This window comes from Candidatus Desulfofervidus auxilii (assembly GCF_001577525.1).
Lineage (GTDB): Bacteria > Desulfobacterota > Desulfofervidia > Desulfofervidales > Desulfofervidaceae > Desulfofervidus > Desulfofervidus auxilii.
Genome location: NZ_CP013015.1, coordinates 1,110,946 through 1,136,671 on the forward strand (window position 1 = coordinate 1,110,946; position 25,726 = coordinate 1,136,671).

The following is a 25,726-nucleotide window of genomic DNA, read 5'->3' on the forward strand; positions in this document are numbered from 1 at the left end:
CTTATATCTCGAAAAATCAGGATACCTTACCAGAAGCCTCAACATCTTCTTGCTGTCTGTATCACCAATCTCTAATATCTCAGGACATACTTCTAATAGCCTTTTTCGAAGCCTGTTTTGCAACCTTATCTTCTCATCTATCAGGGTTTGTTGATGCCGAGACAGAATCTTTAACTTTTCATTGATTTTTGTTGCCTTCTCTACCGCAATGAATGCCTTTTCATTTTCAGCGTCTAAATAATCTCTTAATTTCAGCATTTTTGCTAACATTTTTGCGTCCCTTTTATCGTTACGCCATTCTGCCCCAAATACATTCCGAAATTGTTTTAATTTTAAATTATCTACATTGTATAAGGTGAATCCGCTCTCTATAAGTATCCGATCAAATGGTGCTCCGTATCCATTCTTTCCTTCAATTGCAAATGATATTATCCCACCTTCTCTTTTCTCAATCTCTCTAAATTCTCTAACTGCCTTATAAAATTCACTGAATTTGTGTGCTATCTTCTGGTCATACAAAATCTGTTCTTCATCATCCATGATAATTATGTGATGATTATCACTGCCAATATCGATTCCTCCAGATAACCTTTTCACGCCTCACCCTCCTTTATGTTTGATATTTTATGGCTCTGCCAATACCTTTATCCCGTCTATAATAGCCACTTAAAGGCACCTTTCCATTAGACAGGGTATTGGCAGGAGAACATCCGGCAATTCAAACCGAGTCACAATAATTCAACATTATTGACTGACCCCGTTAGCCACAAATGTTCCCCTACCCATTTATCATTTATATCACATAAAGAAGGCTTCTTAATTTCATTCCCTATTTTTTACTCTCACTTTTAATTATAGACCCCTTCCTTTCTTTTGAGATCAAGGGGCAGGCTTGAATCCCTATTTAAACTAAGTTAAGCTAGCTATTATGTTAAAATACCTACGCCTGGCCATTTTTTTTGTATTAATCCTATGTTCTGCCTGTGATGCCCAATGGCATTATGTGCGTTGGGTAATAGATGGAGATAGCATTGTATTAGATAATGGACAAAAAGTGAGATACCTTGGAATAAATGCCCCAGAAATTGCTCATGAACAAAAGCCAGGAGAGCCTTTTGGAAAAGAAGCACTCCATTATAATATCCATTTGGTTAAAGGTAAACAGGTGCGGATAGAAACAGATATTGAACCCTATGACCGTTATGGGCGTCTTTTGGGATATGTGTTCTTAAAAGATGGGACATTTATCAATTTAGAGATGGTCAAGGCAGGCTATGCCCATGTGCTTTTCTTAAAACCACATTTGAGATATGCCAAAAAATTATTAGCTGCCCAGCAGGAAGCTATGCAGGCCAAAAAGAATATTTGGCAAATACTTCTTAAAGAGAGTTGTGATTATTATATAGGCAATCGCCGTTCACACAAATTTCATCGTCCTTATTGCAAGTATGGAAAGCGCATCTCACCTGCCTACCGCATAATTTTTAACAGAAAATGGGATGCCTTTTATCAGGGTTATAGTCCTTGTCGTAAATGTAGGCCATGAAGAGAAAATATCCAGAACAACCATTGGTGGGAGTGGGTGGGATAGTATTTTTAGAAGATAAGGTGTTGCTTATTAAACGGAAAAATCCCCCTGGAGAAGGAGAGTGGAACATCCCTGGGGGGTTAGTAAAAGTAGGGGAAACTTTAGAGGAAGCAATAGTGCGGGAAGTAGAAGAAGAGACAGGGATTAAAATCTCTAAGGAAGGTTTAGTAGAGGTGGTAGAACGTATCTTTCCTGATAATGCAGGTAAGATAAGGTATCATTATGTAATCATAGATTTTTTGTGCCATTTTTTAAAAGGAAAGGCCCAACCTCAATCTGATGCCTTAGCGGTGCAATGGCAGCCAATAGAAACATTAGATGACTTAAACATTAATGCAGAATTAAAAAAGGTAATTAAAAAGGCTTATTTATTATGGCAAAAAAGATAACTATTGCTTTAGTGGGTCGTCCTAATGTAGGTAAATCTTCCCTATTTAATCGTTTAATAAAAAAGCGTAAGGCCATTGTAGATGCCACTCCTGGAGTGACTAGGGATAGACTTTATGGAGAAATGGAGTGGGAAGGTAAAACCCTAACTATTATTGATACTGGGGGCTTTTTACCTCCAGATGAAGCAACACCTATTTTGCCACAAGTGATTATTCAATGCCAAAAAGCAATTGTTGAAGCAGATGTGATTATTTTTATGACAGATGTTAGGACAGGGCTAACCCCTATAGATGTGGAAATTATGAAGTATTTGAGAAAAACCCAAAAACCGGTATTATGTGCAGTAAATAAAGTAGATGGGGAAAAACAGTTACAGGATTTATCTGAATTTTATGCCTTGGGTGTGGAGAAGATTTGGCCTATTTCAGCCATACATGGACATGGGATATATGAATTAATAGAGGAAGCCTTAACGCTTGTTTCAGCAGAAGAGACAAAAGAAGAAAAAATCCCTTCTATGGCAATCAAAGTGGCTCTAGTGGGCCGTCCCAATGTAGGTAAGTCGTCTTTGTTTAATCGGTTAGTAGGGGATGAACGTAGCGTAGTAAGCGATATCCCAGGAACTACTAGAGACACTATTGACACCATTTTAAAATATGATGATAAAACCTATTTATTTATGGATACTGCTGGATTAAGGCGTAAAACTCGTATTAAAACCCGATTGGAAAGGTATAGTGTAAAAAGGGCCTTAAAGGCTATTAAACATACAGACATCACTTTATTATTGCTAGAGGCCCCTGAGGGGATAACTGACCAAGATATAAAGATTATCAACTATGCTATAGCATGTGGGAAATGTATTCTAATTGTAGTCAACAAATGGGACCTCATGCCTACTACATCTAAATTTAAAAGGGAATACATAGAAAATATTAGACAAAGGTTAAGATTTGCCTCTTTTTTGCCAGTGATCACTGTTTCTGCCTTAAAAGGTGAGGGATTGAAACAGATTTTTGCAATGTTGAATACACTTTATCAAGAATATACTTTGCGAATATCTACTGGTCAGCTCAATCGCTTCGTGGAGGAAATCTGGGGTAAGTATCAACCACCTCTTTATCAAAATCGGCCTATAAAATTATATTATATTACTCAGGTAGATATCAAGCCCCCTACTTTTGTAATCTTTACCAATTATCCTCAAGCAATACCTGAAAATTACAAGCGTTTTTTAGTAAATCAATTACACCAATTGGGTTTTAAATACATTCCTTTGAAATTACTATTTAGGGAAAGGAGAAGAAGCTGAAAATATATATTGTGATATTTTTTTTAATTTGTGTGATTGGGTTAGGGTGTAAAGAAAAAATTCCTCCAGAGAACAAATTAGCCTTAGTAATCCCTTTAAGTGGTCCTCTTGCTCCATGGGGTGAGGCCTGCAAACAGGCAGTAACATTGGGATTAAAGGAAAAGAATAGAGCGCTGCAGTTAGTAGTGTTTGACAATCAAGGTGATATCACTAAAACAAAACAGATTTTTGAAGGTTTAATCAATGATAAACAGATTTTGGCCGTTATTGGCCCTTTAAAGTGTAGTTGTTTAGAAAGTATACTTTCTCTTATTAAAAAAAACCATATTCCTATAATTAGCCCTGGTTGCTTTCAGGAATTTCCTCAGTCTGATGGCTGGATGGTGCCTATTTTAAAAACAGAAGACCAGGCAAAAGAGATGGCTCTATTTTTAAATAAAAATTATTTTAGTTGGGCAATTTTTTGGGAAAATACTCCTTGGTCAGAAGCACTAAGTCAATATTTAAGAGAAACAGTCCATATTAAACCTGAATTTAGTTATTCCTTAAATAGCTATGACATTTCTTCTATATTGCCTACTTTGAAGAGAAAGAAACCCAAAGCCATTGTGTGTATTACTACTCCGGTTACAGGGGCATTTATTATTTCCCAAATCAAAGACACCGGCCTTGACCCTTATTTTTTAAGTCCTTTTTATTTTTTAGACCCAGAATTTAAAAAAATTGCCCAAGGGACAAGTAAAAAAATACTCATACTCACACCTACTTTACTTCCTAAATTGCAAGAAGATTTTAATAGGCAATTTTTAACCCATTATTATGTCACCCCTAATTGGATAGCTACCACTGCTTATGCAGCCATAAAGGCAATTACAGCATCTCCTATTTTAGACCGTAAAGGGGTAAAAAAACAACTTAAAAAAACAAAAATTTTAAAATTCAAATTGAAGCCCTTGAACCAAGAAAGTTAAACATTCCCTTTTTGTTCCTACTCCAGATCCGGAATAACTTTAAAAGAAAACCTGCCTGCCTGACGGGCGGCGGGCTGGAATTTTATCCCAAAGGAGGTCGCAGATTTTGTCTTTCCTTGCCAGATGAGAATGGGTTTGTTAAATTTGAAATATGCGAATTCTGCATACAGCTGACCTCCATTTAGGGCGAACAGGAAAAGAGGGAGATATCTGGCATCAATGGGAAAAGATAATTGAAATAGCCTTAAAAGAAAACATTCATATTTTGCTCATTGCTGGTGATGTATTTGACAATGGCCAGGCAGAAGCAGTGTTAAAGAAAAAATTTGTTATTTCTTTAAACAAACTGGCCAATCAGGGCATACAGATTTTTATCATCCCAGGTAATCACGATTTGAGACAAGGAAATGCCCTAACTGATTTAGAGTTACCAGGTGTGAATGTTTTCTATAAATATACTGTGGTCAATTTAGATAAAATAGCGTTACATTTTTTCCCTTTTAAACCCGAACTTAGCGGTCAGGATTTAGTAGGCTTAAAACAGGATAGCGGGGCAGAGTGTCAAATAGGTGTCTGTCATGCCAGTTATATCACTCTACCTGAGGTATTTTCTGATTTAGGAGATAGTCAGGCCATCCATTGCCCTCTAAGTCCCGAGGACATTAGGGATTTAAACCTGGATTATTTAGCTTTAGGGCATTACCACAATCCTAAACAATGGCAAGTAGGAAAAACGCAATGTGTTTATCCTGGCAGTATAGAACCCCTTTCTTTTAAAGAAATTGGTCCGCGGCAGGTATTCATTATTCAATATGACCATGGATTGAGGGTGTATCCTATTGAAATCGGATACCAAAGGCCATATTTATGCCAGGATATTCAAATTCCTAAAGAGGATATTCATGCCCTTTGGCCAAAGATAGAAGAGCTGGCTCAAGATTTGGGACCTTGTTTTTTACGCCTTACCATAAAGGGAGTAGCAGACAAACTCCTTTTTCAAGCATTTCAGTTAAAAGCAGGGGCCTTTTTAAAGGAAAGAGCAATAGAGGTTAGCTGGCAAGATGAGACTGTAGACCTGGGTTGGATTGAAGAAAATCGTTTGGCAAAACAGTTTAAAGAGGCGGTACAGCATAGAGTAAGGCAAAGTCCAGAAAAGGAATTTTGGTGGCAGGTTCTTTACCGTGGTATTAGCCTTTTAAAACACTGTGAGAATGTGGATAAAAAAAATAAAGTTTGATGATTTTATAACGTTCAAAGGCCAGGAGTTTCAGTTTACACCTGGCCTAAATCTCATTTATGGCCCTAATGAGGCAGGAAAAACCAGTCTGTTAGAAGGTATAAAATGGAGTTTATTTGGGAAAAAGGGCCGAAAAAAACTAAAAAACAAGATAGAAATAACCCTGGTTCTATCAGAGGGAAAAGAGATTATTATAAATGATGGTCTCCCATTTTTTTTAAATATGGGTGTGGATTTGTTTGAAAATATTTATTTTGTCCACACAGCAGAGTTAGATTTTAAAGAGCCTAAACGATTTTTAACCCATCTAAAGGCAAAATTATTGAATTTAGACCTCCTGGAACAAGCCAAATCAGAAATTAAGGAATTGATTGGGAAAGATTTACAGGTTTTGAATCAGCGTATTTTAAAAACAGGTCTAATTAATGAAAGAATAAAAGGACTAAAAGAAGAGAGAGACCAGCTAGAGCATGAAAGGAAACTTTATATAGAAATTAGGACTATGGAACATAACAAAAGGACATTAGAGGCAGAAGAAAGGCAGTTAAAGCAGGCATTGTCCCGATGGGAAGAGAAAAATGCTCTTTTGCAACAAATCTTAAAAAAACGCACTTTGTTAGAGCGTTATAAAAGATGTCAGGCATTGAAAGAATACTTTAGAGAAAGAGAAAGACTGGAAGAAAAATTAAAAGTGCTTTCTGCTTTTAGTGAAGAAGATGGAGAAAGATTAAAGGAATTTCAAGTAAGGCAAGCTAGTTTAAATCAAAAAATGCAAGAGAAAAAAAACAGATTGAAAGAATTAATTCTAGAATTACAAGAAATACAGCAAAAAAAGACAGGATTAAAAGAAGAAATTGCTCAAATCACTCTAAATTTAGAAAAACAAAAAATCAGAGCAGGGCAATATGCCCATTTCAATGTTCAAACCTTAGAAGAGATAAAAAAAGTGAGCGAGAGAAAGAAATTTCTAAATGAAAATAAAGAAAAAATTGCCCAAGAGTTAAGGGATGTCCAAAATGCTTATTTTACAATTCAAAAAGATATAGAGGCAGCCAAGGATAAAATTATTTCTAAATCAGTCCAAATAAAAAAGTTATTTTATTTCTGTATGGCAGGTCTTGGTCTGGGCCTGTTTTCTTTTATCTTGAGTTTTTGGTTTGTCCCTAGTATTTTTCTAGGCTTACTTTGTCTCCTGGGAACAGGTTTTTGGGGATACCAATGGTTTAAAGGAAAAAAAATCATCAGGCAGTTGGAATTAGAGTCAAATAATAAGTTGAGCCAAATAAATGCCATGGATGCTCAACAAAAAGAAAAACAGGCTCAATTGGAGGAGATAAAAAAGGAGATAGCTCAGTGTGAAACAAACTGTTTTAAGTTTTGTCAAGAAGCGAGAGTAAAAGATTTAGTTACCTATGAAATAAGATTAAAAGAAAAAACAGAGATACACCAAGCTATAAAGGAAAATGAACAAATATTAAAGCAGAAAAAAGAAATTCTTGCTGAGATAAATCAAGCTATAGAAAGGCTAGATGAAAAAATAGCTAAAATTAAAAGAGAAAAAGAAGAAATTGAAAATAGCTCTGAGCAAATCAAAAAAGAAATAAACTCTATTTTAGCTAAAGCAGGAGTAGAGGGCATTAGTATTTATTTGTCTAAATTAGAAGAAAAGAAGAAATTAATAGCCCAAAAGATAACTTTAACAAAAGCCATAGAAACTAGTGAAATTAAAGACCCCCAATTAGAACTAGCTACCTTAACCAGAGAATTGGCTATTTTACAACACCTTCCAGAAAATCTGGAAAATGAATTTGAGATTAAAAAAAGGATAGAAGAGCTCCAATCTAAATTAAAGGCTGTTTCTAACGAAATTAACCAATTGATGGGAAGGATAGAGACTATAAGACAGAATTTATCTCTTCCTGAGGCCGGTGTTTTAAATCGGCTTTATTTAGTAAAAACAAAATTAAAAGAGCTAGAAACAGAAAGAAAGCAATGGCTGGGGGTATATCAGATACTTTTGGATATTGAGGCTAGGGCAGGAGAAAGCCTGGTTGAAATTTTTAAAAGGGCTTCAAATTGGTTTGCCTTTGTTACTGATAATAGATGGAAGGGGGTTGTTTTAGAAAAAGAAAATATTTATGCCTTAAAAAATAAACAGAAATTGAGTGTGGAGCAATTAAGTAGTGGAACAAGAGACCAGCTTTATTTTGCTGTCCGTTTGGCTATGGCTCAAGCCATCATGCCTAAAGGTTTTTTCTTATTATTAGATGACCCCTTTTTAACCTGTGATAAAGAACGCACCAAACGCCTTCTTCATTTATTAGACCAATTGGCAAAACATTGCCAAATTATCTTAGCTACTAAAGAATCTTGGTTGAAAGAAGCTATGAGAAAAGGAATAAACATAATTACATTAGATTTAAACAATTAAGCTGAAAATAAAGGTTTAGAACCACTAAACACCCCAAATCCGTAATAACTTTAAGAAAACGGTCAAATATATAAAATAAAGCAAATTTTTTAAAAACATAGCTTTACCTAAAAGGTGGCCACGTTAGAATAAAAAATCAATTGCGGATTTTTAGGGAAACTTGACCTTTATCATTTTAATTGTTAATCTGTAATTAGAAATATGTCCCGAGACCGGTGGGGCAAAGCAAATATCCGGTCCTCCTTTTTAGGTAAAGTGTAGAAAAATGAAACCAACATACAAAAATTTAGGAATGTGGCTGATTGTTATGCTCATTATGATTTTGATGTTTAATCTATTCAACCGGCCCCAAATAAAACAACAGAGTATTCCTTATAGTGATTTTTTGGACAAAGTTCAAAGTGGAGAAGTGATAAGTGTAATTATGAAGGGAAATGAAATTAAAGGGGTATTAATTACTAATGAGTCTTTCCAAACCTATGTGCCTCAGGATAATCAATTGATTCCATTATTACGAAAACAGGGAGTGAAAATTCGCGTTGAACCTAAAGAAGATACTCCATGGTATATGACTCTTCTTGTATCCTGGTTTCCTATGGTTTTATTAATTGCAGTGTGGATATTTTTTATGCGTCAGGTGCAGGTAGGTGGAGGAAAGGCCTTCTCCTTTGGGCGAAGCCGAGCGAAATTAGCAAATGAGCATATAAAAAAGGTCACTTTTAAGGATGTAGCTGGCATTGATGAGGCCAAAGAGGAATTACAGGAAATTGTGGAATTTTTAAGGAATCCTCAGAAGTTTACTAAATTAGGAGGTAAAATTCCCAAAGGAGTATTGTTAGTAGGTGCTCCAGGCACAGGAAAAACCTTATTGGCTAAAGCTATTTCTGGTGAAGCGAATGTCCCATTTTTTAGCATCAGTGGTTCTGATTTTGTGGAAATGTTTGTTGGTGTGGGAGCATCTCGGGTAAGGGATTTATTTCAACAGGCCAAGAGAAACGCTCCTTGTATTATCTTTATTGATGAGCTTGATGCCGTAGGACGTTACCGCGGTGCAGGTCTAGGCGGAGGCCATGATGAGAGAGAGCAGACTTTAAACCAACTGTTGGTAGAAATGGATGGGTTTGATGCCAGTGAGGGTGTAATTTTAATTGCTGCCACTAACAGGCCTGATGTATTAGACCCTGCTTTATTACGTGCAGGTCGCTTTGATAGACAGGTGGTAGTGCCCATGCCTGATATCAGGGGGAGAGAAGAGATATTAAAAGTCCACACCAAAAAAACACCTTTAGCACCTGATGTGGATTTAAGTACTATTGCTAAAGGCACCCCAGGATTTGCGGGAGCAGACCTAGCCAATTTGGTCAATGAAGCGGCCTTACTGGCAGCTAGTAAAGGTAAACAAAAAATAGAAATGGAGGATTTTGAAGAGGCAAAAGACAAAATATTGATGGGGAAAGAACGGCGAAGTATGGTAATCAGTGAAGAAGAAAAGAAACTTACTGCTTACCATGAAGCAGGGCATGCTCTGGTGGCCAAGCTTTCTCCAAACAGTGACCCTGTTCATAAAGTAAGTATTGTCCCTCGGGGTCAGGCGTTGGGAATTACTCAACAACTCCCTCTGGATGAGAAACATACTTATTCCAAAAAGTATCTGATGAATAGGTTAGCTGTGTTGCTGGGCGGTCGGGCAGCTGAAGAATTAGTATTTAATGATTTCACCACAGGCGCAGGAAATGACTTGGCACAAGCTACTGAATTGGCCAGAAAAATGGTATGTAACTGGGGAATGAGTGAGGAAATTGGACCCCTTGCTTTTGGCCGGCGAGAGGAACATGTTTTTTTAGGGAAGGAGATTATTCAAGCAAGGGATTATAGTGAAGAAACAGCAAAGAAGATCGATGAACAAATAGCTCTTATTATCACTCAGACATATGAAGGGGTGAAAAATTTACTTAAAAAACATATAAATCTGCTTCATAAATTAGCCCAGCTTCTTCTAGAAAAGGAAACTGTAGATGGAGCTACTTTAGATAAGTTGATAGCTGAAGGAACTAACTGATATCGCATGCAAAGCTGGAATGAGGTGGGGAAAACACACCCTCTGGTAATGGGGATTCTCAATGTAACTCCTGATTCTTTTTCTAACGGAGGTCTTTATTTTGAGGTAGATAAGGCTATTACCCAGGCCAAAAGGTTAGAGGAGCAAGGGGCAGATATTATTGATATTGGTGGAGAATCCACTCGACCCTTTTCAGAACCTGTTTCCTTAAAAGAAGAACTGCGGAGGGTGACACCAGTTATAAAAGCCGTAGCAAATGAGCTTAAAATTCCCATTTCCATAGATACTTATAAGGCAAAAGTAGCCCAAGCAGCTTTAGAAGCTGGGGCAAAAATTGTCAATGATATTAGTGCATTACGCTTTGATAATGAAATGAGCAAGGTCATTGCCGATTACAAGGTGCCTGTAGTTTTGATGCATATGAAGGGAACTCCCAGGAATATGCAAGTTAATCCCTATTATGAAGATGTGCTTAAGGAGGTCTATCAATTTTTTGAAGAAAGAATTGATTTTGCTCTAAAAAGTGGTATTTCTGAACAACAAATTGCCATTGACCCTGGTATTGGTTTTGGCAAACAAATGAAAGATAATTTGTGTTTAATTAAAAATATTTCTTTTTTCAAACCGTTGGGCAAACCACTCCTCTTAGGACCATCCAGAAAGGCATTTATTGGTCAGGTTTTACAAATCAAAGAACCTAAAAAAAGGGATGTAGGCACCTTAGGGGTAGTGGCTGTAGCCACTTGGTTAGGTGTAGATATTATCAGGACACACGCAGTAAAAGAAGCAAAACAAGTGATAAACATGGTGAAGGCTATTATGGAGGCAGCAGATGGCTAAGCTCTTTGGCACCGACGGCATTAGGGGGAAAGCCAATGTTTGGCCTATGAGTACTGAGGTAGTAATGCAGGTGGGGCGGGCTTTAGCCTATGTGATAAAAAAACACTCCCACCGCCATAAAGTAATAATCGGAAAAGACACCAGACTTTCTGGGTATATGATTGAGACTGCTTTAAGTGCAGGTATTTGCAGTATGGGTGTAGATGTATTTTTGATTGGCCCCTTACCTACTCCTGGTATTGCCTTCCTTACCACTAACATGCGGGCTGATGCGGGGGTGGTAATTTCTGCCTCTCATAACCCTTATGACGACAATGGGATTAAATTTTTTGCCAGAAATGGATTTAAATTGCCTGACGAAATGGAGATAGAGATAGAAAAACTGGTTTTGGCTAAAAATAACTATATAGATACTATCCGGCCCACAGCCACAGAGATTGGAAAGGCATTTAGAATAGAAGATGCCATTGGCCGATATATTGTATTTTTAAAAAATACCTTACCCAAAGGAATGTTATTTGATGGATTGAAAATGGTCTTGGATTGTGCTCATGGCGCAGGTTATAAAGTAGCTCCTATGGTTTTTTCGGAATTGGGGGCTAAATTGACTCTCATGGGAGTAGCCCCAGATGGCACTAATATCAATAAGGAGTGTGGTGCCCTTTATCCTGAGGGAGTGGCAAAAAAGGTAAAAGAGACAGGAGCAGACCTAGGATTGGCCTTAGATGGAGACGGAGATAGAGTAATATTAGTAGATGAAAAAGGTAATATTGTGGATGGAGATAAAATTTTAGCCATTTGTGGAAATTATCTTAAAAAGCAAGGGAAACTCAAACATGATACCATTGTGGGCACGGTTATGTCTAATTTTGGTTTAGAGCTTTTTTTAAAACAACATGGTATTAGATTGATTCGCACCCCGGTAGGTGACAGATATGTCACTGAAGCATTATGTGCTAGTGGTAGCACTATTGGTGGTGAACCTTCTGGCCATGTCATTTTTTTACACCACCATACTACTGGAGACGGCATTCTCACTGCCTTGCAAGTAATTGCCATCATGCTAATGGAAGATAAACCACTTTCCCAGCTGTGTTCCATTATGAAACCATTACCTCAAAAAATGATAAATATAAAGATAAAGGAAAAACACCCTTTTGAAAAAAATCCGGCAATAACTGAGGCTGTAAACAAGGCTCAAAAAACATTAGCTGAGCAAGGGAGGATAGTGCTACGTTATTCAGGCACAGAACCAGTAGCCAGGGTGATGGTAGAAGGTAAAGATGGTCATTTGGTAGAGGAATTAGCTAACCACCTGGCAGAAGTGATTCAAAAACATATGGGTGTTTAAAATGCTATTAGCCTTAGATATTGGTAATCTTCACACTGTCCTGGGATTATTTAGCGATGGTATATTAAAAGCAGTATGGCGTATTCGCACCCAGCATGATTTTACTGCTGATGAATTGGCTATAAAGATTAAATCCCTTTGCGAACTTCATAATTATAAGTTCCAAGAAATCAATCATATAGCTATTTCTTGTGTGGTGCCACCTGTTCTAAATGCTCTAATTCTTTTAAGCAAACTATATTTTCATACCAAACCTTTTATAATTAGCCCAGGAATAAAGACAGGACTTTCGCTTCATTATGATAATCCCAAAGAATTAGGAGCAGATAGAATTGCTAATGCAGTTGCTGCTTATGAAAAATATCATTGTTCTTTAATCATCATTGACTTTGGCACGGCTATTACCTTTGAATATATTTCCGGCAAAGGTGAATATAAAGGAGGTATTATTGTTCCCGGAATTCAAATTGCAGCAGAAGCACTATTTTTTCGTGCCTCTAAGTTACCTAAGATAGAAATGTTTATTAAACCACCCCAAGTAATAAACCGAAATACCATTGAAGCCATGAATGCGGGATTAATTTATGGTTATGCTGCTTTAACCGAAGGGCTTATTCAGCGAATAAAACAAGAAATATCAGAAAGACCTATGGTGATTGCTACAGGAGGGTTTGCTCCTCTAATAGCCACCGAGGTAAGAGGTATTGATAAAATTGAAGAATACCTAATATTAGAAGGTTTACGCATCCTTTATGAAAAAAACAATCCTCGCACTGAATTAGTTTAAATTGGTAAATAGGCCAACCAATTAACCCATTTTAAGATAGAGCTTAATAAGCTACCTCATTGACAAACAAACAAATTATATATACCCATTATCCATGCAAGCAGGATGGTTAGAGATAAATTTAAAGGCCATTGGTAACAATCTGAAAGAAATAAAAAAAATAATAGGGAAAAATGTCAAAACCATGCCTGTGGTTAAAGCCAATGCCTATGGTCATGGGCTGGTACCGGTGGCTAGAAAATTAGAAGAAGTAGGAGCTGATTTTTTAGCTGTAAGCTATATAGAAGAAGGCATTAAACTCAGAAAAGCCGGGATAAAAATGCCTATTGTGATCCTTCTTGGTGTGTCAGAAGCAGAGATAGACCCCGTTTTTACTTATGGATTAACTCCCATTATTTATGAGTACAAAATAGCCTCTATGCTTTCTGAAATCGCACAAAAGAATAATACTAATATAGCTGTATTTATAAAAATTGATACCGGAATGGGAAGATTGGGAGTGTTTTATAAAGAAGCTCCTCTCTTTCTTAAGAAAGTTTCAGCCTTACCAGGTCTCAAAATTCAAGGTCTTACTTCTCATCTGGCTGTTGCCGAGACAGATAAAACCTTTACAGAAAAACAGATAAATCGGTTTAAAACTGTTTTAGATGAGGCTCAAAAGGCAGGTATAAACTTACCTTATAACCATATTGCCAACAGTATGGCCTCACTTCAATATAAAGAGAGCTTATTTCAAATAGTGAGACCTGGTTTAAGTATTTATGGAATATACCCTATACCTTTGCTTAAAAAGAAAATAAACCTTCAACCAGCAATGAGTTTTAAAACAAGAATCCTTTATTTAAAATCTATTCCTCCTAAGATAGGAGTGAGTTATGGACATACCTTTGTTACTACCCAAAAAACAAAAGTGGCGGTATTGCCTGTAGGTTATGACCAAGGGCTCTTTCGGCAGCTTTCTAACAAAGGAGAGGTAATTATAAAAGGCAAAAAAGCCCCTATCATTGGAACTATTTGTATGCATCTTACTATGGTAGATGTAACCCATATAGATGGAATAGAAATCGGAGAAGAGGTAGTAATTTTAGGAAAACAAGGAAGAGAGCAAATTACGGCTGAAGAAATTGCCCAAAAGGCTAATACCATTAGTTACGACGTGTTATGCCGTTTTGGCAGAAGTAATCCTAGAAGATTTAAGGGTTAATGCTTTACGAAGTTTTGACGAAGGCAAAATTTGGGTGGGTGCCGTAAGGCACGAAGTTTTTATGCTGTATTATGTGAAGTGTCCGCATATTCTCCTATCAATATCCATGAAAGCGGCAACAACTAACTCACTTGGTCTTTCTCCCCAAATACGTTCATTGCTTTCATATTCATTATCCCAAAACATATTTTATTTCCTTTTTCAGAAGCATTTTATGGTGTGGCCATATTGAACATCTACCTCTTTTGACTTTCATAAATTCCATACCTATTTTTGCAAAATGGAGCCAATTAATAACGGAGCAATGAAAGTGGTTAGCAGCACAAAACTCCACACTCTCCCTTTAAGAATATTGTAATCTGCGAATAACCTGTTCCATGAATGACCCATAACATAGTGGCCGAAGACAAATTCAAACAAAATGGTTAGTATCAGCCAAAGTGCCCCAATCAAAAGCAAATCAGTTTTGGTGTAGTTGATTTTCAAATTACTGAGAAACAAATAGGTCACCACCAGAATAACACAGATGAAGATAACTGTGCTGATAACGTGTCCCACCTGTTCGCCCACCTTAGATGTAATAAACGATTCTCTAAACGCCCCATTCAAGATAGCTGCAACAACAAGTATAAACCATATTCCAAGAGCATATAGAAATATCTTTGTCTCCATTCTAATCCATTCTGATAGTTCTCCATCTCATAAATATTTTCCACGTGTATTCAATTTCAGTTAACTGGCGCAGCGATGTCTCCTTATCTTATTCACATCTGCATTACAGATATACTACTATTTTGGCGGTATATCCAATATTAAAGTAGTTACACACTCCATAAATCATTGTTTTTTTAAGTATTGCTCTAACCAAAGGTGGGCATCTTTTTTGGTCTTTATTTTTTCTACAAGTTGTGCCTCTTCTATTTCTTTTAGTAATTCCCCAATTATGGGGCCTGGTTTTAAATTAAACCATTCCAGAATATCATTACCGGTGACTAAACGAGGCCTTTGCTTAAACTGAAGATATTGAGCCCTTATTTCCATAATCTTTTTAAAAAGAGTACAAAACTGCTGGTTATAATATGGGGTTTTTTCTGAACCTTGGGCAGCAAGATTATCAGCCATGGCCAATAGAAAAAGGCCTATGGTGTGGGGCTCTGCCTTTCTGATGAGTCTATATATGGCCCTGAGGGTGAGTTCTTCTTTTAAGTAAAGAGAAACCAAATGAAAGGGCCACATGTGTTGGAGAATGAAAAAGGTAATCAATTCAGCTTCTTTATGAGGGAAACGTAAGCGATTGGCAATAGAAGTAAAAAGAGACGCCCCTTTTTTATTATGTCCATAAAAGGTGATCCTTCCCTCTCCTTGGGCACGGCAGGAAGGTTTGCCTAAGTCATGGCAAAGAGCAGCCCATTTAAGGCAGAAGCGATGAAAAGGCTGTTTAACATAGCTAACTATGTCTTTTTTAAAATCAGACAATATTCCGGAAGGATAATTTATAAGTTTTTCTATTTCCTCAAAAGTAAGTAAAGAATGACTATACACATCCAGGTGATGATAACCATCCTGGGTAACCCCTCTTAATTTCTCTATCTCAGGCAAGATGGCCTTAAATATACCCAGATTTCCCATCTCCCTGACCTGGTTAATAGCCCTAGGGGTGAGGAAAAGCCTTTTAATTTCTTGATAGATACGCTCAGCAGGGATTTTTTTTAACCATGGGGCATAACGTTTCATGAGCCGGCGGGTTTCATCCTCTAATTTAAAGTCTAACTCTGCTGCCAATCTGAGTCCCCTTAATATCCGTAAGGCATCTTTCCAAAAGACTTTATGGCTTACCATCCGCAAGAGCTTTTTTTGAATATCCAATCTGCCTAAAAATGGGTCTAACACTGTTTTAGGATAAAAAATGTTTAGGGCCAAGGTATTAACCGTAAAATCCCTTTCTATAAGGTCAGAAAGAATATCTGGTCCCCGAAAGGGATTGAAATCAAATATACATTTTCCCTTAATCACCCTGTATGTCTCCCAGGCCTCATCCAGCACTACAAAATGTCCCTTGATTTTATGGGCAAAAAGGCTGGCTATAGTTCTGGCTTCACCTTTTACTGCAATATCAAAGTCCTGTATGGGACGGTCTAACAATAAGTCTCGCAACACTCCTCCCACCAAATAAATTTCTTTTGTTTCTTGAGCCAATGCTACCGATTTAAGTGCTTCCCAATATCCTTGAATTTCTGGAGAAAAAATTTGATTTCCTAACCTTTCTGTTTTCTTTAGATAATTGTGCATATCCATCAATTTTTCGATACCCGCTTGTATGTTCAGTTCCCTTTGGATCAACAAATAAAATAATTATTCCCTTGCCTCGCTTTGAGTTTTAGTTATGTCCTTCATATAATTTAATTTTGCATGGTCGGATCCAGAAAAAAACAAGCTAAATATAATAATGAGTGGCAATAAACTTGATTATAATTTTCTTGTTAATTCCCGTTTAAAATTGACCCACTTTTTCAGCCAATTTTGACTCCCTCAGTTATTACTCTTAGCTCCTTTTTTCTCTTATTCTATAGCTAGAAGCATCAAAAATACCTTACTATAATCACAAAAATTTGTCAAAAGGTTGACTATTGAAAGAAAAAAGAAGTTTTTTAAGGGAGTATTTTTCTGTCAAGCCTGTCTGCCGACAGGCAGGCCTGTCTGCCCCTGCCCGACGGCAGGCGGGCCTGCCCGCAGGCAGGCGGGGACAGGCGGGGAGGAGCACAGCGAAATAATTTTATAAACAAGATTGAACTCTATTGCACATAATTGTGCTTTTTTCAAAAAATGCCTTTTACTAAAATTTATAGAAAATATCAAACTAAAGATTAAGATGAGCCTACTTATTCCTTATTAGGCACAAAAATTGCATAAAAATTTTTCATTATGGAACAAAAACAGTTTTTCACTGAAAAACCAAGGATTTTAATAGTAGATGATGAATTAGGGCCTAGAGAATCTCTGAGGATGATTCTAAAACCATACTATGAGGTTTACACGGCAAAAGACGGTATATCTGCCTTGGAGGCGATTAAAAAAAACCCCATTGACTTAGTTACTCTGGATCTCAGGATGCCGGGTATGCCAGGAGAGGAAGTCCTTAAGCATATAAAAAACTTTGATCCTACTATTGAGGTTATAATCATTACGGGTTATGGAACATTACAGTCTGCAGTAGAGGCCATAAAATACAAAGTATTTGATTACATTCTTAAACCCTTTAATGTGTCAGATATTCTTTCTGTGGTTAAAAAATGTATTGGAAGAAGATATGTAAGTGGCGAGATAAAGAATGTTTTGGAAAAAACGAAAAGAGATACCAAATCTCATTCAGAAATTTATGAACAAATAACTCATTTTTTAAATCAATTAAATGAATCTTGTTATTATTTTTTCAGAAGAGAAAATTATTTAGAATTTGTAAGAGTGCTTGCTACTACGTTAGAAAGTAAAGACCCTTATACCGTAGGTCATTCAGAAAGGGTTTGTCATTACTCTTCATTAATTGCTGAGGGCCTTGGACTTTCTCCTGATGAAAAAGAAAAGCTTCAAATTAGCGCCTATCTCCATGATATAGGAAAGATAGGTATCAGTGACATTTACATTTCCAAAGACGGCCCATTAGATGAAAATGAATGGGCCATTGTGCGAGAACACCCTATAAAAGGGATAAAAATTATAAGTCCACTAGGGCTTTCTTCTGAGGTGATTGAAGGGATTAAATATCATCACGAGAGGTTTGATGGAAAAGGTTACCCTGAAGGATTGTCAGGCAAAAATATACCTCTTTTTGCCCGCATTATAGCTATTGCTGATGCCTATGATGCTCTAACAATAGGCAGGCCTTACAAATCTCCGTTAAGTAAAAATGAGGCACTGCTGGAAATCAAGAAATGTGCTGGCTCTCAGTTTGATGAGGAATTGGTTGAGGTATTTATAGAGGAGATTAAAAAAAATGATAGGGAAATTAATCAGATGCATTAACTGCAATGAAGTAATGAATATCACAGAATGGGATTCTTGCCCCCAATACACATATGATAATGGAAAAGTTAAGGAGATAGAAGTAGATGATAAAAAAGAGTTTTTGCGAAGACACAAAGGGCATAAAATAGAAGAGTTGATTCCTATAACTCCTCCTATAAGTGAGAAACCTTACACAGAACCCATAAAGACATGCTATTTTGAAGCTACCAATGGTAACGAAAGATTTTTGATAAAAAAGTGGCGAGACAAAATTGATAGTCCCTTTATTTATGAGATTATAAAAGGAAGGATAGAGATAAAGAATATTGAAGTCCAAGTCCAAGCTGAAGCAATAAAAAAGCAGATCCAGAGGGCGAAGGACTTTTGTATTTCTGAAGAAAAACTCAATAATTTTATTAAGGTCATCCAAAAAGAAGTCAAAAAATTGGACCCCCAAACACTTGAGGTGTGTGCTGAAGGGGAAAGTCCTTCCATCTCTTATTGCAAACTAAGCGATGATTGTGTAAAAGGCATCTTAAAAAAATGCCAAGACAAATTTAACTTGCAAGAGCTTAATTTTTTAAAAAATTTTATCTCCCAAAATAACTTCTATAATGATGTAATGACTTTAATAGTAAAGAAAAATTTCTTTATAAACGCCGAAGAAGAAAGAATTCCCTGCCGCTGTGTTGCCCAAAGAAGAGCATAATTAAACTTGGTTATAAAAATCTCTTATTTTTTTGACTATATATTCTTGTTGTTTGATAGTTAACTCGGGATACATGGGAAGGGCTAGCGTCTCTTTAGATGCTCGTTCAGTTTGAGGGAAATCTCCTCTTTTGTAGCCTAAAGAAGAAAGAGACTCCTGCAAATGCAATGGTAGAGGATAGTAAATCGCACAACCAATACCTTGAGTCTTTAGATATTTTAAGAGTTGGTCTCTTTTTTGAACACGGACCACATACTGATGAAAAACATGATTGCTCTGTTTAATTTTAGGAGGGATTATGAAATCTAAAAGACCAGTCTCAGAAAATAATTGATAATAACGTTGTGCACACTCTGCCCTTTTTTTATTCCATGCATCTAGATATTTAAATTTTACCAAAAGGATGGCTGCCTGTAATTCATCTAAACGAAAATTACCTCCAATAAGTTTATGATAATATTTAGAAGAGGCACCATGTACTCTAAGCATTTTTATCTTTTCATAAATAGGTTTCACTTTTGTCACTACCATGCCACCATCACCATAACCACCTAAATTTTTGGAGGGGAAAAAGGAAAAGCAACCTATGTCACCCAAACTCCCTGTTTTTTTTTGCTTATATTCTGCTCCTATGGCCTGAGCGGCGTCTTCAATAATTTTCAGATTATATTTTCTAGCTATATCAATAATAGCTTGCATTTCACAACATTGGCCAAAGAGATGAACAGGAATGACGGCCTTAGTACGGGGGGTAATTTTTTCTTCAATTTGATTTACATCTATATTAAACGTATCTAACTCAATATCCACAAATACGGGTTTTGCACCCAAACGAACTATCGAACCAACCGTGGCAAAGAAAGTGTAAGGAACAGTGATAACTTCATCACCTGGTTGAATATCAATAGCCATTAATGACACCAGCAGGGCATCACTACCTGAAGAGACACCTATAGCATAATCACAACCGCAATAATGTGCAATTTTTTTCTCTAATGTCTCAACATGTCCATTGAGAATAAAATGCTGACTTTCTAATACTTTATCCAGTGCCTGTTTGATTTCTGATTTTATACTCTGATATTGTATTTTGAGGTCTAATAAAGGAATATTCATGCCTTTTATATACTCTGACGTTTTATTTTTTCTACTGCATCAATAGAGCGAATAGCATTTATCACCGCTTGGAATTGCTCCCTGTCCTTTACTTCTACTACAAATGAAAAAAAAGCACGGTGGTCTGAGGTAGTCTTTGTCTTAGAAGCAATGATATTGGCCTTTACCTTGGCCACTGCCCCACTTATTTCTGCTAAAAGCCCTACTTTGTCACTACATTTTATCTCTATTTTAACAGGATAAACCTGATTGGTTCTTTCTCCCCAAGTTACTTCCACTAATCTGTTGGGGTCGGCACTCAAAAGATTCCTACAATTAGCATGATGAACAGTAATTCCATGACCTTTAGTAATATAACCTACAATCTCATCACCAGGCAGTGGACAGCAACAGCGAGCTATTTTGACCAAAACACCTTCTACCCCCTTTACCTTAATATCAGAGGAAGGTGTTTTTTGGGAAATAACTTGTTTTTCTTTTTTTTCTTCAAGGGGAGGAAGAAGGCGGCGGATAATTTGTTTCACAGATAGCTTTCCATAACCTACGGCTAAAATAAGATCTTCTGTGGTTTTGAAAGAAAGTTTTTTGGCTATCTTAGTAAACTCAGGGCTGTTGAAGATTTTGGGGAAATCCAATCCGTATTTTTTGAATTCCTTTTCACATAATTCTTTTCCCAAAGAAAATCCTTGTTCTCGCTCTAGGTTACGTAAATAGTGTTTAATGCGCGTCCGAGCCCTTGGGGTTTTAACAAATTTAAGCCAATCTTTGCTGGGATGTTGTTTGGGTGAAGTAGTAACTTCCACCACATCTCCAGTATTTAGCTTGTAGCGTAATGGCACTAGACGACCATTTACCTTTACCGCAGCACAATGGTGTCCTATCTCTGAATGGATGCTATAAGCAAAATCTATAGCTGTAGAACCAGCAGGCAAGGCCTTAACATCTCCTTTAGGAGTAAACACATAGACTTCTTCCGGGAAAAGGTCTGTTTTAACTGCTTCCAAAAACTCGCGGGGTTCTTTTAACTCCCTTTGCCATTCTAAAATTTGCCTTAACCAAGCAAAACGCCTGACTTCTTCTTCATCCCCCTCTTTCCCTTCTTTATAACGCCAATGGGCAGCAATACCTTCTTCAGCCAGACGATGCATTTCTTCTGTGCGAATTTGGATCTCGATACGACCACCATAAGGTCCTATCACTGTAGTGTGCAAACTTTGATACATATTTGGTTTAGGCATGGCAATATAATCTTTAAATCTCCCAGGAATAGGTTTCCAAAGAGAATGCACCATACCTAAAGTTTCATAACATTCTTTAATAGTGTTAACGATGATTCTAAAGGCTACCAGGTCATAAATTTGGTTTAAGTCAATTTGTTGTTTATTCATTTTCCGATAGATACTAAAGATACTCTTAGTCCGGCCTTCTATACGCCCTTTTATGCCTAAATCCTCTAATTTATTCTGAAGAATGGTCTTGATTTCCCCAATATATCTTTTTTCTTCTTCTTTGCGTCGGGCAATACCTTGGGAAATACGCTGATAGGTCTTTGTATCTGAATAATAAAGCGATAAATCTTCCAATTCTGTTCTTAACCATCCTATACCTAAACGGGCAGCCAGAGGGGCATAAATTTCCAAAGTTTCTTTGGCAATTAATTTCTGTTTTTCAGGAGGCAAATAACCCAAGGTTTGCATATTGTGCAATCTATCTGCTAACTTGACCAAAATTACACGAATGTCTTGAGCCATGGCCAAAATCATCTTTCGTATATTTTCAGCATGGCGTTTTCTCTTTGAGGAAAAGGAAATTTTGCTCAATTTGGTTAAACCATCAATAATAACTGCAATTTCTTCCCCAAATTGATTTTTTATATCTTCAATGGTTACCAGGGTATCTTCTACTGTGTCATGCAAAAGCCCACAGACTACAGTAATTACATCCAAACGCATCTTGGCCAAAATAAAAGCCACATTTAAAGGATGAGATAAGTAAGGCTCACCGGAAAGACGCAGTTGTCCCTTATGAGCTTTAGCGGCATAAATATAAGCCTTTCTAAATAAAGAAACATCTGCATTAGGATTATAACTTAAAACCCTATCTATAATGTCCTCAATGCGTATCATAATCAAAGTGTTTGCATTATTTTTTCAATATTTAATTTTAATTCAGTTATGGGAATAAGTAAAGTTTCACCTGTTTTTCTTATTTTGACTTCCACTTTCTCCTTTTTTAAATCTCTACCTAAGGTAATCCTTAAAGGTATTCCAATTAAATCTGCGTCTTTGAACTTAATTCCAGGCCGTTCATCCCGATTATCATAAAAAACTTGCCAATGAGAAGAAAGTTGTCCATATAATTTTTCAGCAGTCTCTAGAACCTTCTGATTTTTGGTATCTATGGCTAAAAGATAAATCTGAAAAGGAGCAATAGATAAAGGGAAAATAATTCCATTTTCATCATGATGTTGTTCAATGATAGCAGCTAAGGTGCGTCCAATGCCAATTCCATAACAACCCATGATTATAAATTGTTCTTTACCTTGGGCATCTAAATAAGTAGCCTTTAATGCCTCACTATATTTTGTGCCTAGTTTAAAAATATGTCCTACTTCTATGCCTTTTTTAAATTCTAATTCGCCTCTACAGCGAGGGCATCTGTCTTCAGAAGTAATAAATCGCACATCAGCAAACTGACTAATTTTAAAATCATCTAAATTCACATTGATAAAATGGTAATCCGTTTTATTGGCCCCGGTGACAAAATTGACCATGTTTTTCAAACTATTATCAGCAATGATGGGTATGTTTAATCCTATAGGACCGGCAAATCCTACTTCGGCCTTTGTCAGGTTCTTTACAATTCCTGGTGGGGCCATAATTAGGGTCTTACAATCTAATAGACGCTGAAGTTTGATTTCATTAATATCATGATCACCTCTAACCAAGACAGCCACAGGTTTTTCATCTGCTAAATAAATTATGGTTTTGACTATTTTTTGAGGGGAGACATTGAGAAACTCTGTTATTTCTTCTACCGTATGTTTATTGGGTGTGTGTATTTCCTTTCTGGATTTAGGCCTTTCAGATGGAGAAATAGCCGGAGTTACTACTTCTGCCTTTTCAATATTAGCTGCATAATCACAGTTTTGGCAAAATACAATAGTATCTTCTCCTACCTCTGCCAACACCATAAATTCATGTGAAAAACTTCCACCAATAGTGCCTGTTTCTGCCTCTACTACTTTAAAATCAAGATCACAGCGAGTAAAGATGTTTTTATAGACATCATACATTTGCCAATAGGTTTTTTCGGCATTTCTATCATCTATGTCAAAACTGTAACCATCTTTCATGATAAATTCTCTACTGCGCATCAGACCAAAACGGGGGCGGATTTCATCACGAAATTTAGTCTGAATCTGATAAAGATTTAAGGGAAGGTCTCTATAAGACCTCACTTCTTTTCTCACTAAATCAGTAATCACTTCTTCATGAGTGGGTCCCATACAATAAAAACGTTCATGGCGGTCTTTAAATCGCAACAATTCTTTCCCATATCTTTCCCAACGTCCTGATGCCTGCCATAATTCGGCAGGTTGCACTGTAGGCAAAAGCACTTCCTGTGCACCTGCTCTATTCATTTCTTCCCTCACAATATTTTCTACTTTCCGTAGGGCAGTTAAACCAAAGGGTAAATAAGAATAAATCCCAGCAGTCAACTTGCGAATCATTCCTGCACGGAGCATTAACCTATGACTATTTATCTCTGCCTCAGATGGTGTTTCTTTTAAAGTAGGAAGAAAATAACGAGAATAGTACATAACAAACCCTCCCTCTATTTTAACTCTTTTATATACTACTCTGCCTCTGGTGCAAATAGAAGGTGCTTATAAAAATGAAACTCTTGCAAACCTGTCTGCCGACAGGCAGGAAGGTTATTAAAAAGAAAAATGGCTTGACATGATTTGATTCATTGATATAGTAAAATTTTGCTAAATTTAGGGAAAACGAGATAGGAAAGTGAATTTTTTTTTAAAAAATCTTTTCTTTTGTTTAATTTTCTCCTGCTGGTTAAGTCCTGTTTGGGCCTTAAATACCTCTGAACTTATAGATAAGTTAGAAAGACAGTGTGCTTCTCTAAATACTATCCAGATGGATTTTATCCAAAAGACAAAGGTCATTACTGCCAGACCCCCTAGAGAAAAAAAATTTCAAGGTGTTATGTATCTTAAAAGACCTGGGAAGATGCGCTGGGATTATAAACCTCCTAAAGATTATCACATAATAAGTGATGGAGAAAAAATTTGGTTTTATGATGAAAAGACAAAACAAGTAATGGTGGGTAAGTTAGAGGCCTATCTGGATAAACATCTCATTTCTTCTCTTTTTTTGAATATTAAAAATGTAAAAAATTTCTTTTATATAAATGGGGAAGAAGAAAAAGATTGTTTTAAGTTAACCTTAACTCCCCATGAACCCAGGCCTCAGCTAGGAAAAATTTTTGTATGGGTTGAAAAAAAGGAACTTCAGATAGTGAAAATCCAATTAACTGATTTATATGGAAATGTTAATGTCTTAAATTTTACTAAAATTACGCTTAATCCTGCTTTAAAAGATTCATTATTTAATTTTCAGCCACCGCCAGGAGTAGAAAAAATCCGCCTTCCGTATTAGCCATGGCAGGGCTACGTCAAAGTCAGGCCATAAGTAATTTAACAAAAAGAACAAACGTTTAAATATGGTCTAAAAAATCCAAATTTCAAAATCCAAATGCCAAATGGAATCCAAATGTCTAAATGCTAAAACATTAAATCAGTGAGTAGTGAAATAGTGAGGGAATGAAATAGTCAAATGTAGTGGAATTGGGGTCTATAATTAAAAGTGAGAGTAAAAAATAGGGAATGAAATTAAGAAGCCTTCTTTATGTGATATAAATGATAAATGGCTAGGGGAACATTTGTGGCTAACGGGGTCAGTCAATAATGTTGAATTATTGTGACTCGGTTTGAATTGCCGGATGTTCTCCTGCCAATACCCTGTCTAATGGAAAGGTGCCTTTAAGTGGCTATTATAGACGGGATAAAGGTATTGGCAGAGCCATAAAATATCAAACATAAAGGAGGGTGAGGCGTGAAAAGGTTATCTGGAGGAATCGATATTGGCAGTGATAATCATCACATAATTATCATGGATGATGAAGAACAGATTTTGTATGACCAGAAGATAGCACACAAATTCAGTGAATTTTATAAGGCAGTTAGAGAATTTAGAGAGATTGAGAAAAGAGAAGGTGGGATAATATCATTTGCAATTGAAGGAAAGAATGGATACGGAGCACCATTTGATCGGATACTTATAGAGAGCGGATTCACCTTATACAATGTAGATAATTTAAAATTAAAACAATTTCGGAATGTATTTGGGGCAGAATGGCGTAACGATAAAAGGGACGCAAAAATGTTAGCAAAAATGCTGAAATTAAGAGATTATTTAGACGCTGAAAATGAAAAGGCATTCATTGCGGTAGAGAAGGCAACAAAAATCAATGAAAAGTTAAAGATTCTGTCTCGGCATCAACAAACCCTGATAGATGAGAAGATAAGGTTGCAAAACAGGCTTCGAAAAAGGCTATTAGAAGTATCTCCTGAGATATTAGAGATTGGTGATACAGACAGCAAGAAGATGTTGAGGCTTCTGGTAAGGTATCCTGATTTTTCGAGATATAAG

General features: G+C 36.6%; 21 protein-coding genes. 15 read left to right on the forward strand and 6 right to left on the reverse strand.

Going from position 1 to position 25,726, the window contains the following annotated elements:
* A partial coding sequence (locus HS1_RS13390; RefSeq protein WP_172793626.1) for an IS110 family transposase occupies positions 1-597 on the reverse strand: 597 nt, incomplete at its 3' end.
* 331 nt (positions 598-928) lie between these two features.
* On the opposite strand from HS1_RS13390, the gene HS1_RS05715 reads away from it, so the two are divergent.
* From HS1_RS05715 to alr, 11 genes are all read left to right on the forward strand, one after another.
* On the forward strand, positions 929-1,546 hold the full coding sequence (locus HS1_RS05715) for a thermonuclease family protein (RefSeq protein WP_066062163.1): 618 nt from the start codon (positions 929-931) through the stop codon (positions 1,544-1,546).
* Positions 1,543-1,977, forward strand: a complete 435-nt coding sequence (locus tag HS1_RS05720) for an NUDIX hydrolase (RefSeq protein WP_066062167.1) — start codon at positions 1,543-1,545, stop codon at positions 1,975-1,977. The genes HS1_RS05715 and HS1_RS05720 overlap by 4 nt, the downstream gene beginning before the upstream one ends.
* Positions 1,962-3,290, forward strand: a complete 1,329-nt coding sequence (gene der / locus HS1_RS05725; RefSeq protein ID WP_066062169.1) for a ribosome biogenesis GTPase Der — start codon at positions 1,962-1,964, stop codon at positions 3,288-3,290. Before HS1_RS05720 ends, der begins: the two co-directional genes overlap by 16 nt.
* Positions 3,291-3,322: 32 nt before the next feature.
* On the forward strand, positions 3,323-4,261 hold the full coding sequence (locus HS1_RS05730; protein WP_172793656.1) for an ABC transporter substrate-binding protein: 939 nt from the start codon (positions 3,323-3,325) through the stop codon (positions 4,259-4,261).
* 151 nt (positions 4,262-4,412) lie between these two features.
* Complete coding sequence (locus HS1_RS05735) at positions 4,413-5,498, forward strand: metallophosphoesterase family protein (protein WP_066062176.1); 1,086 nt, start codon at positions 4,413-4,415, stop codon at positions 5,496-5,498.
* On the forward strand, positions 5,473-7,929 hold the full coding sequence (locus HS1_RS05740; protein WP_066062179.1) for an ATP-binding protein: 2,457 nt from the start codon (positions 5,473-5,475) through the stop codon (positions 7,927-7,929). Before HS1_RS05735 ends, HS1_RS05740 begins: the two co-directional genes overlap by 26 nt.
* 265 nt (positions 7,930-8,194) lie before the next feature.
* Positions 8,195-9,988: an ATP-dependent zinc metalloprotease FtsH gene (ftsH, locus tag HS1_RS05745; protein WP_066062182.1), complete on the forward strand. Its 1,794-nt coding sequence runs from the start codon at positions 8,195-8,197 to the stop codon at positions 9,986-9,988.
* Positions 9,989-9,994: 6 nt separating this feature from the next.
* Entirely contained in the window at positions 9,995-10,828 is an 834-nt protein-coding gene (gene folP, locus HS1_RS05750) for a dihydropteroate synthase (protein WP_066062184.1), read from the forward strand.
* Positions 10,821-12,179: a phosphoglucosamine mutase gene (gene glmM, locus HS1_RS05755; RefSeq protein ID WP_066062187.1), complete on the forward strand. Its 1,359-nt coding sequence runs from the start codon at positions 10,821-10,823 to the stop codon at positions 12,177-12,179. The genes folP and glmM overlap by 8 nt, the downstream gene beginning before the upstream one ends.
* A 1-nt stretch (position 12,180) precedes the next feature.
* Positions 12,181-12,966 (forward strand): type III pantothenate kinase, encoded by a 786-nt coding sequence (locus HS1_RS05760; protein WP_066062190.1) that lies wholly within the window; start codon positions 12,181-12,183, stop codon positions 12,964-12,966.
* A gap of 94 nt (positions 12,967-13,060) precedes the next feature.
* On the forward strand, positions 13,061-14,170 hold the full coding sequence (gene alr / locus HS1_RS05765; RefSeq protein WP_066062193.1) for an alanine racemase: 1,110 nt from the start codon (positions 13,061-13,063) through the stop codon (positions 14,168-14,170).
* 267 nt (positions 14,171-14,437) lie between these two features.
* On the opposite strand, the gene HS1_RS05770 is transcribed toward alr, so the two are convergent.
* Both HS1_RS05770 and HS1_RS05775 read right to left on the reverse strand, forming a co-directional pair.
* Positions 14,438-14,842, reverse strand: a complete 405-nt coding sequence (locus tag HS1_RS05770; RefSeq protein ID WP_066062196.1) for a hypothetical protein — start codon at positions 14,840-14,842, stop codon at positions 14,438-14,440.
* 165 nt (positions 14,843-15,007) lie between these two features.
* Positions 15,008-16,459, reverse strand: a complete 1,452-nt coding sequence (locus HS1_RS05775) for a CCA tRNA nucleotidyltransferase (RefSeq protein WP_172793657.1) — start codon at positions 16,457-16,459, stop codon at positions 15,008-15,010.
* 633 nt (positions 16,460-17,092) lie between these two features.
* On the opposite strand from HS1_RS05775, the gene HS1_RS05780 reads away from it, so the two are divergent.
* Both HS1_RS05780 and HS1_RS05785 read left to right on the forward strand, forming a co-directional pair.
* Positions 17,093-18,190: an HD domain-containing phosphohydrolase gene (locus HS1_RS05780; protein WP_066062202.1), complete on the forward strand. Its 1,098-nt coding sequence runs from the start codon at positions 17,093-17,095 to the stop codon at positions 18,188-18,190.
* Complete coding sequence (locus tag HS1_RS05785; protein ID WP_066062205.1) at positions 18,162-18,881, forward strand: hypothetical protein; 720 nt, start codon at positions 18,162-18,164, stop codon at positions 18,879-18,881. The genes HS1_RS05780 and HS1_RS05785 overlap by 29 nt, the downstream gene beginning before the upstream one ends.
* On the opposite strand, the gene HS1_RS05790 is transcribed toward HS1_RS05785, so the two are convergent.
* Genes HS1_RS05790 through HS1_RS05800 form a run of 3 tightly spaced genes read right to left on the reverse strand, consistent with a single transcriptional unit; the run spans position 18,882 to position 23,820 of the window.
* Positions 18,882-19,997, reverse strand: a complete 1,116-nt coding sequence (locus tag HS1_RS05790; protein WP_066062208.1) for a DegT/DnrJ/EryC1/StrS family aminotransferase — start codon at positions 19,995-19,997, stop codon at positions 18,882-18,884.
* Positions 19,998-20,002: 5 nt separating this feature from the next.
* Positions 20,003-22,123 (reverse strand): RelA/SpoT family protein, encoded by a 2,121-nt coding sequence (locus HS1_RS05795; protein WP_066062211.1) that lies wholly within the window; start codon positions 22,121-22,123, stop codon positions 20,003-20,005.
* A gap of 2 nt (positions 22,124-22,125) precedes the next feature.
* On the reverse strand, positions 22,126-23,820 hold the full coding sequence (locus HS1_RS05800; RefSeq protein WP_066062214.1) for a proline--tRNA ligase: 1,695 nt from the start codon (positions 23,818-23,820) through the stop codon (positions 22,126-22,128).
* A gap of 199 nt (positions 23,821-24,019) precedes the next feature.
* Between HS1_RS05800 and lolA the strand changes: the two genes are divergently transcribed.
* Positions 24,020-24,673 (forward strand): outer membrane lipoprotein periplasmic chaperone LolA, encoded by a 654-nt coding sequence (lolA, locus tag HS1_RS05805; protein ID WP_066062216.1) that lies wholly within the window; start codon positions 24,020-24,022, stop codon positions 24,671-24,673.
* A 456-nt stretch (positions 24,674-25,129) separates the two neighbouring features.
* The coding region (locus HS1_RS13395; protein WP_172793628.1) for an IS110 family transposase at positions 25,130-25,726 on the forward strand (597 nt) is incomplete at its 3' end.

Excerpts from the sequence above, each read along its gene's own strand:
- HS1_RS05715 (WP_066062163.1), top strand. The coding sequence starts at position 929 with ATGTTAAAATACCTACGCCTGGCCATTTTTTTTGTATTAATCCTATGT.
- HS1_RS05720 (WP_066062167.1), top strand. The coding sequence starts at position 1,543 with ATGAAGAGAAAATATCCAGAACAACCATTGGTGGGAGTGGGTGGGATA.
- der (WP_066062169.1), top strand. The coding sequence starts at position 1,962 with ATGGCAAAAAAGATAACTATTGCTTTAGTGGGTCGTCCTAATGTAGGT.
- HS1_RS05735 (WP_066062176.1), top strand. The coding sequence starts at position 4,413 with ATGCGAATTCTGCATACAGCTGACCTCCATTTAGGGCGAACAGGAAAA.
- HS1_RS05740 (WP_066062179.1), top strand. The coding sequence starts at position 5,473 with ATGTGGATAAAAAAAATAAAGTTTGATGATTTTATAACGTTCAAAGGC.
- ftsH (WP_066062182.1), top strand. The coding sequence starts at position 8,195 with ATGAAACCAACATACAAAAATTTAGGAATGTGGCTGATTGTTATGCTC.
- folP (WP_066062184.1), top strand. The coding sequence starts at position 9,995 with ATGCAAAGCTGGAATGAGGTGGGGAAAACACACCCTCTGGTAATGGGG.
- glmM (WP_066062187.1), top strand. The coding sequence starts at position 10,821 with ATGGCTAAGCTCTTTGGCACCGACGGCATTAGGGGGAAAGCCAATGTT.
- HS1_RS05760 (WP_066062190.1), top strand. The coding sequence starts at position 12,181 with ATGCTATTAGCCTTAGATATTGGTAATCTTCACACTGTCCTGGGATTA.
- alr (WP_066062193.1), top strand. The coding sequence starts at position 13,061 with ATGCAAGCAGGATGGTTAGAGATAAATTTAAAGGCCATTGGTAACAAT.
- HS1_RS05770 (WP_066062196.1), bottom strand. The coding sequence starts at position 14,842 with ATGGAGACAAAGATATTTCTATATGCTCTTGGAATATGGTTTATACTT.
- HS1_RS05775 (WP_172793657.1), bottom strand. The coding sequence starts at position 16,459 with ATGCACAATTATCTAAAGAAAACAGAAAGGTTAGGAAATCAAATTTTT.
- HS1_RS05780 (WP_066062202.1), top strand. The coding sequence starts at position 17,093 with ATGGAACAAAAACAGTTTTTCACTGAAAAACCAAGGATTTTAATAGTA.
- HS1_RS05785 (WP_066062205.1), top strand. The coding sequence starts at position 18,162 with ATGATAGGGAAATTAATCAGATGCATTAACTGCAATGAAGTAATGAAT.
- HS1_RS05790 (WP_066062208.1), bottom strand. The coding sequence starts at position 19,997 with ATGAATATTCCTTTATTAGACCTCAAAATACAATATCAGAGTATAAAA.
- HS1_RS05795 (WP_066062211.1), bottom strand. The coding sequence starts at position 22,123 with ATGATACGCATTGAGGACATTATAGATAGGGTTTTAAGTTATAATCCT.
- HS1_RS05800 (WP_066062214.1), bottom strand. The coding sequence starts at position 23,820 with ATGTACTATTCTCGTTATTTTCTTCCTACTTTAAAAGAAACACCATCT.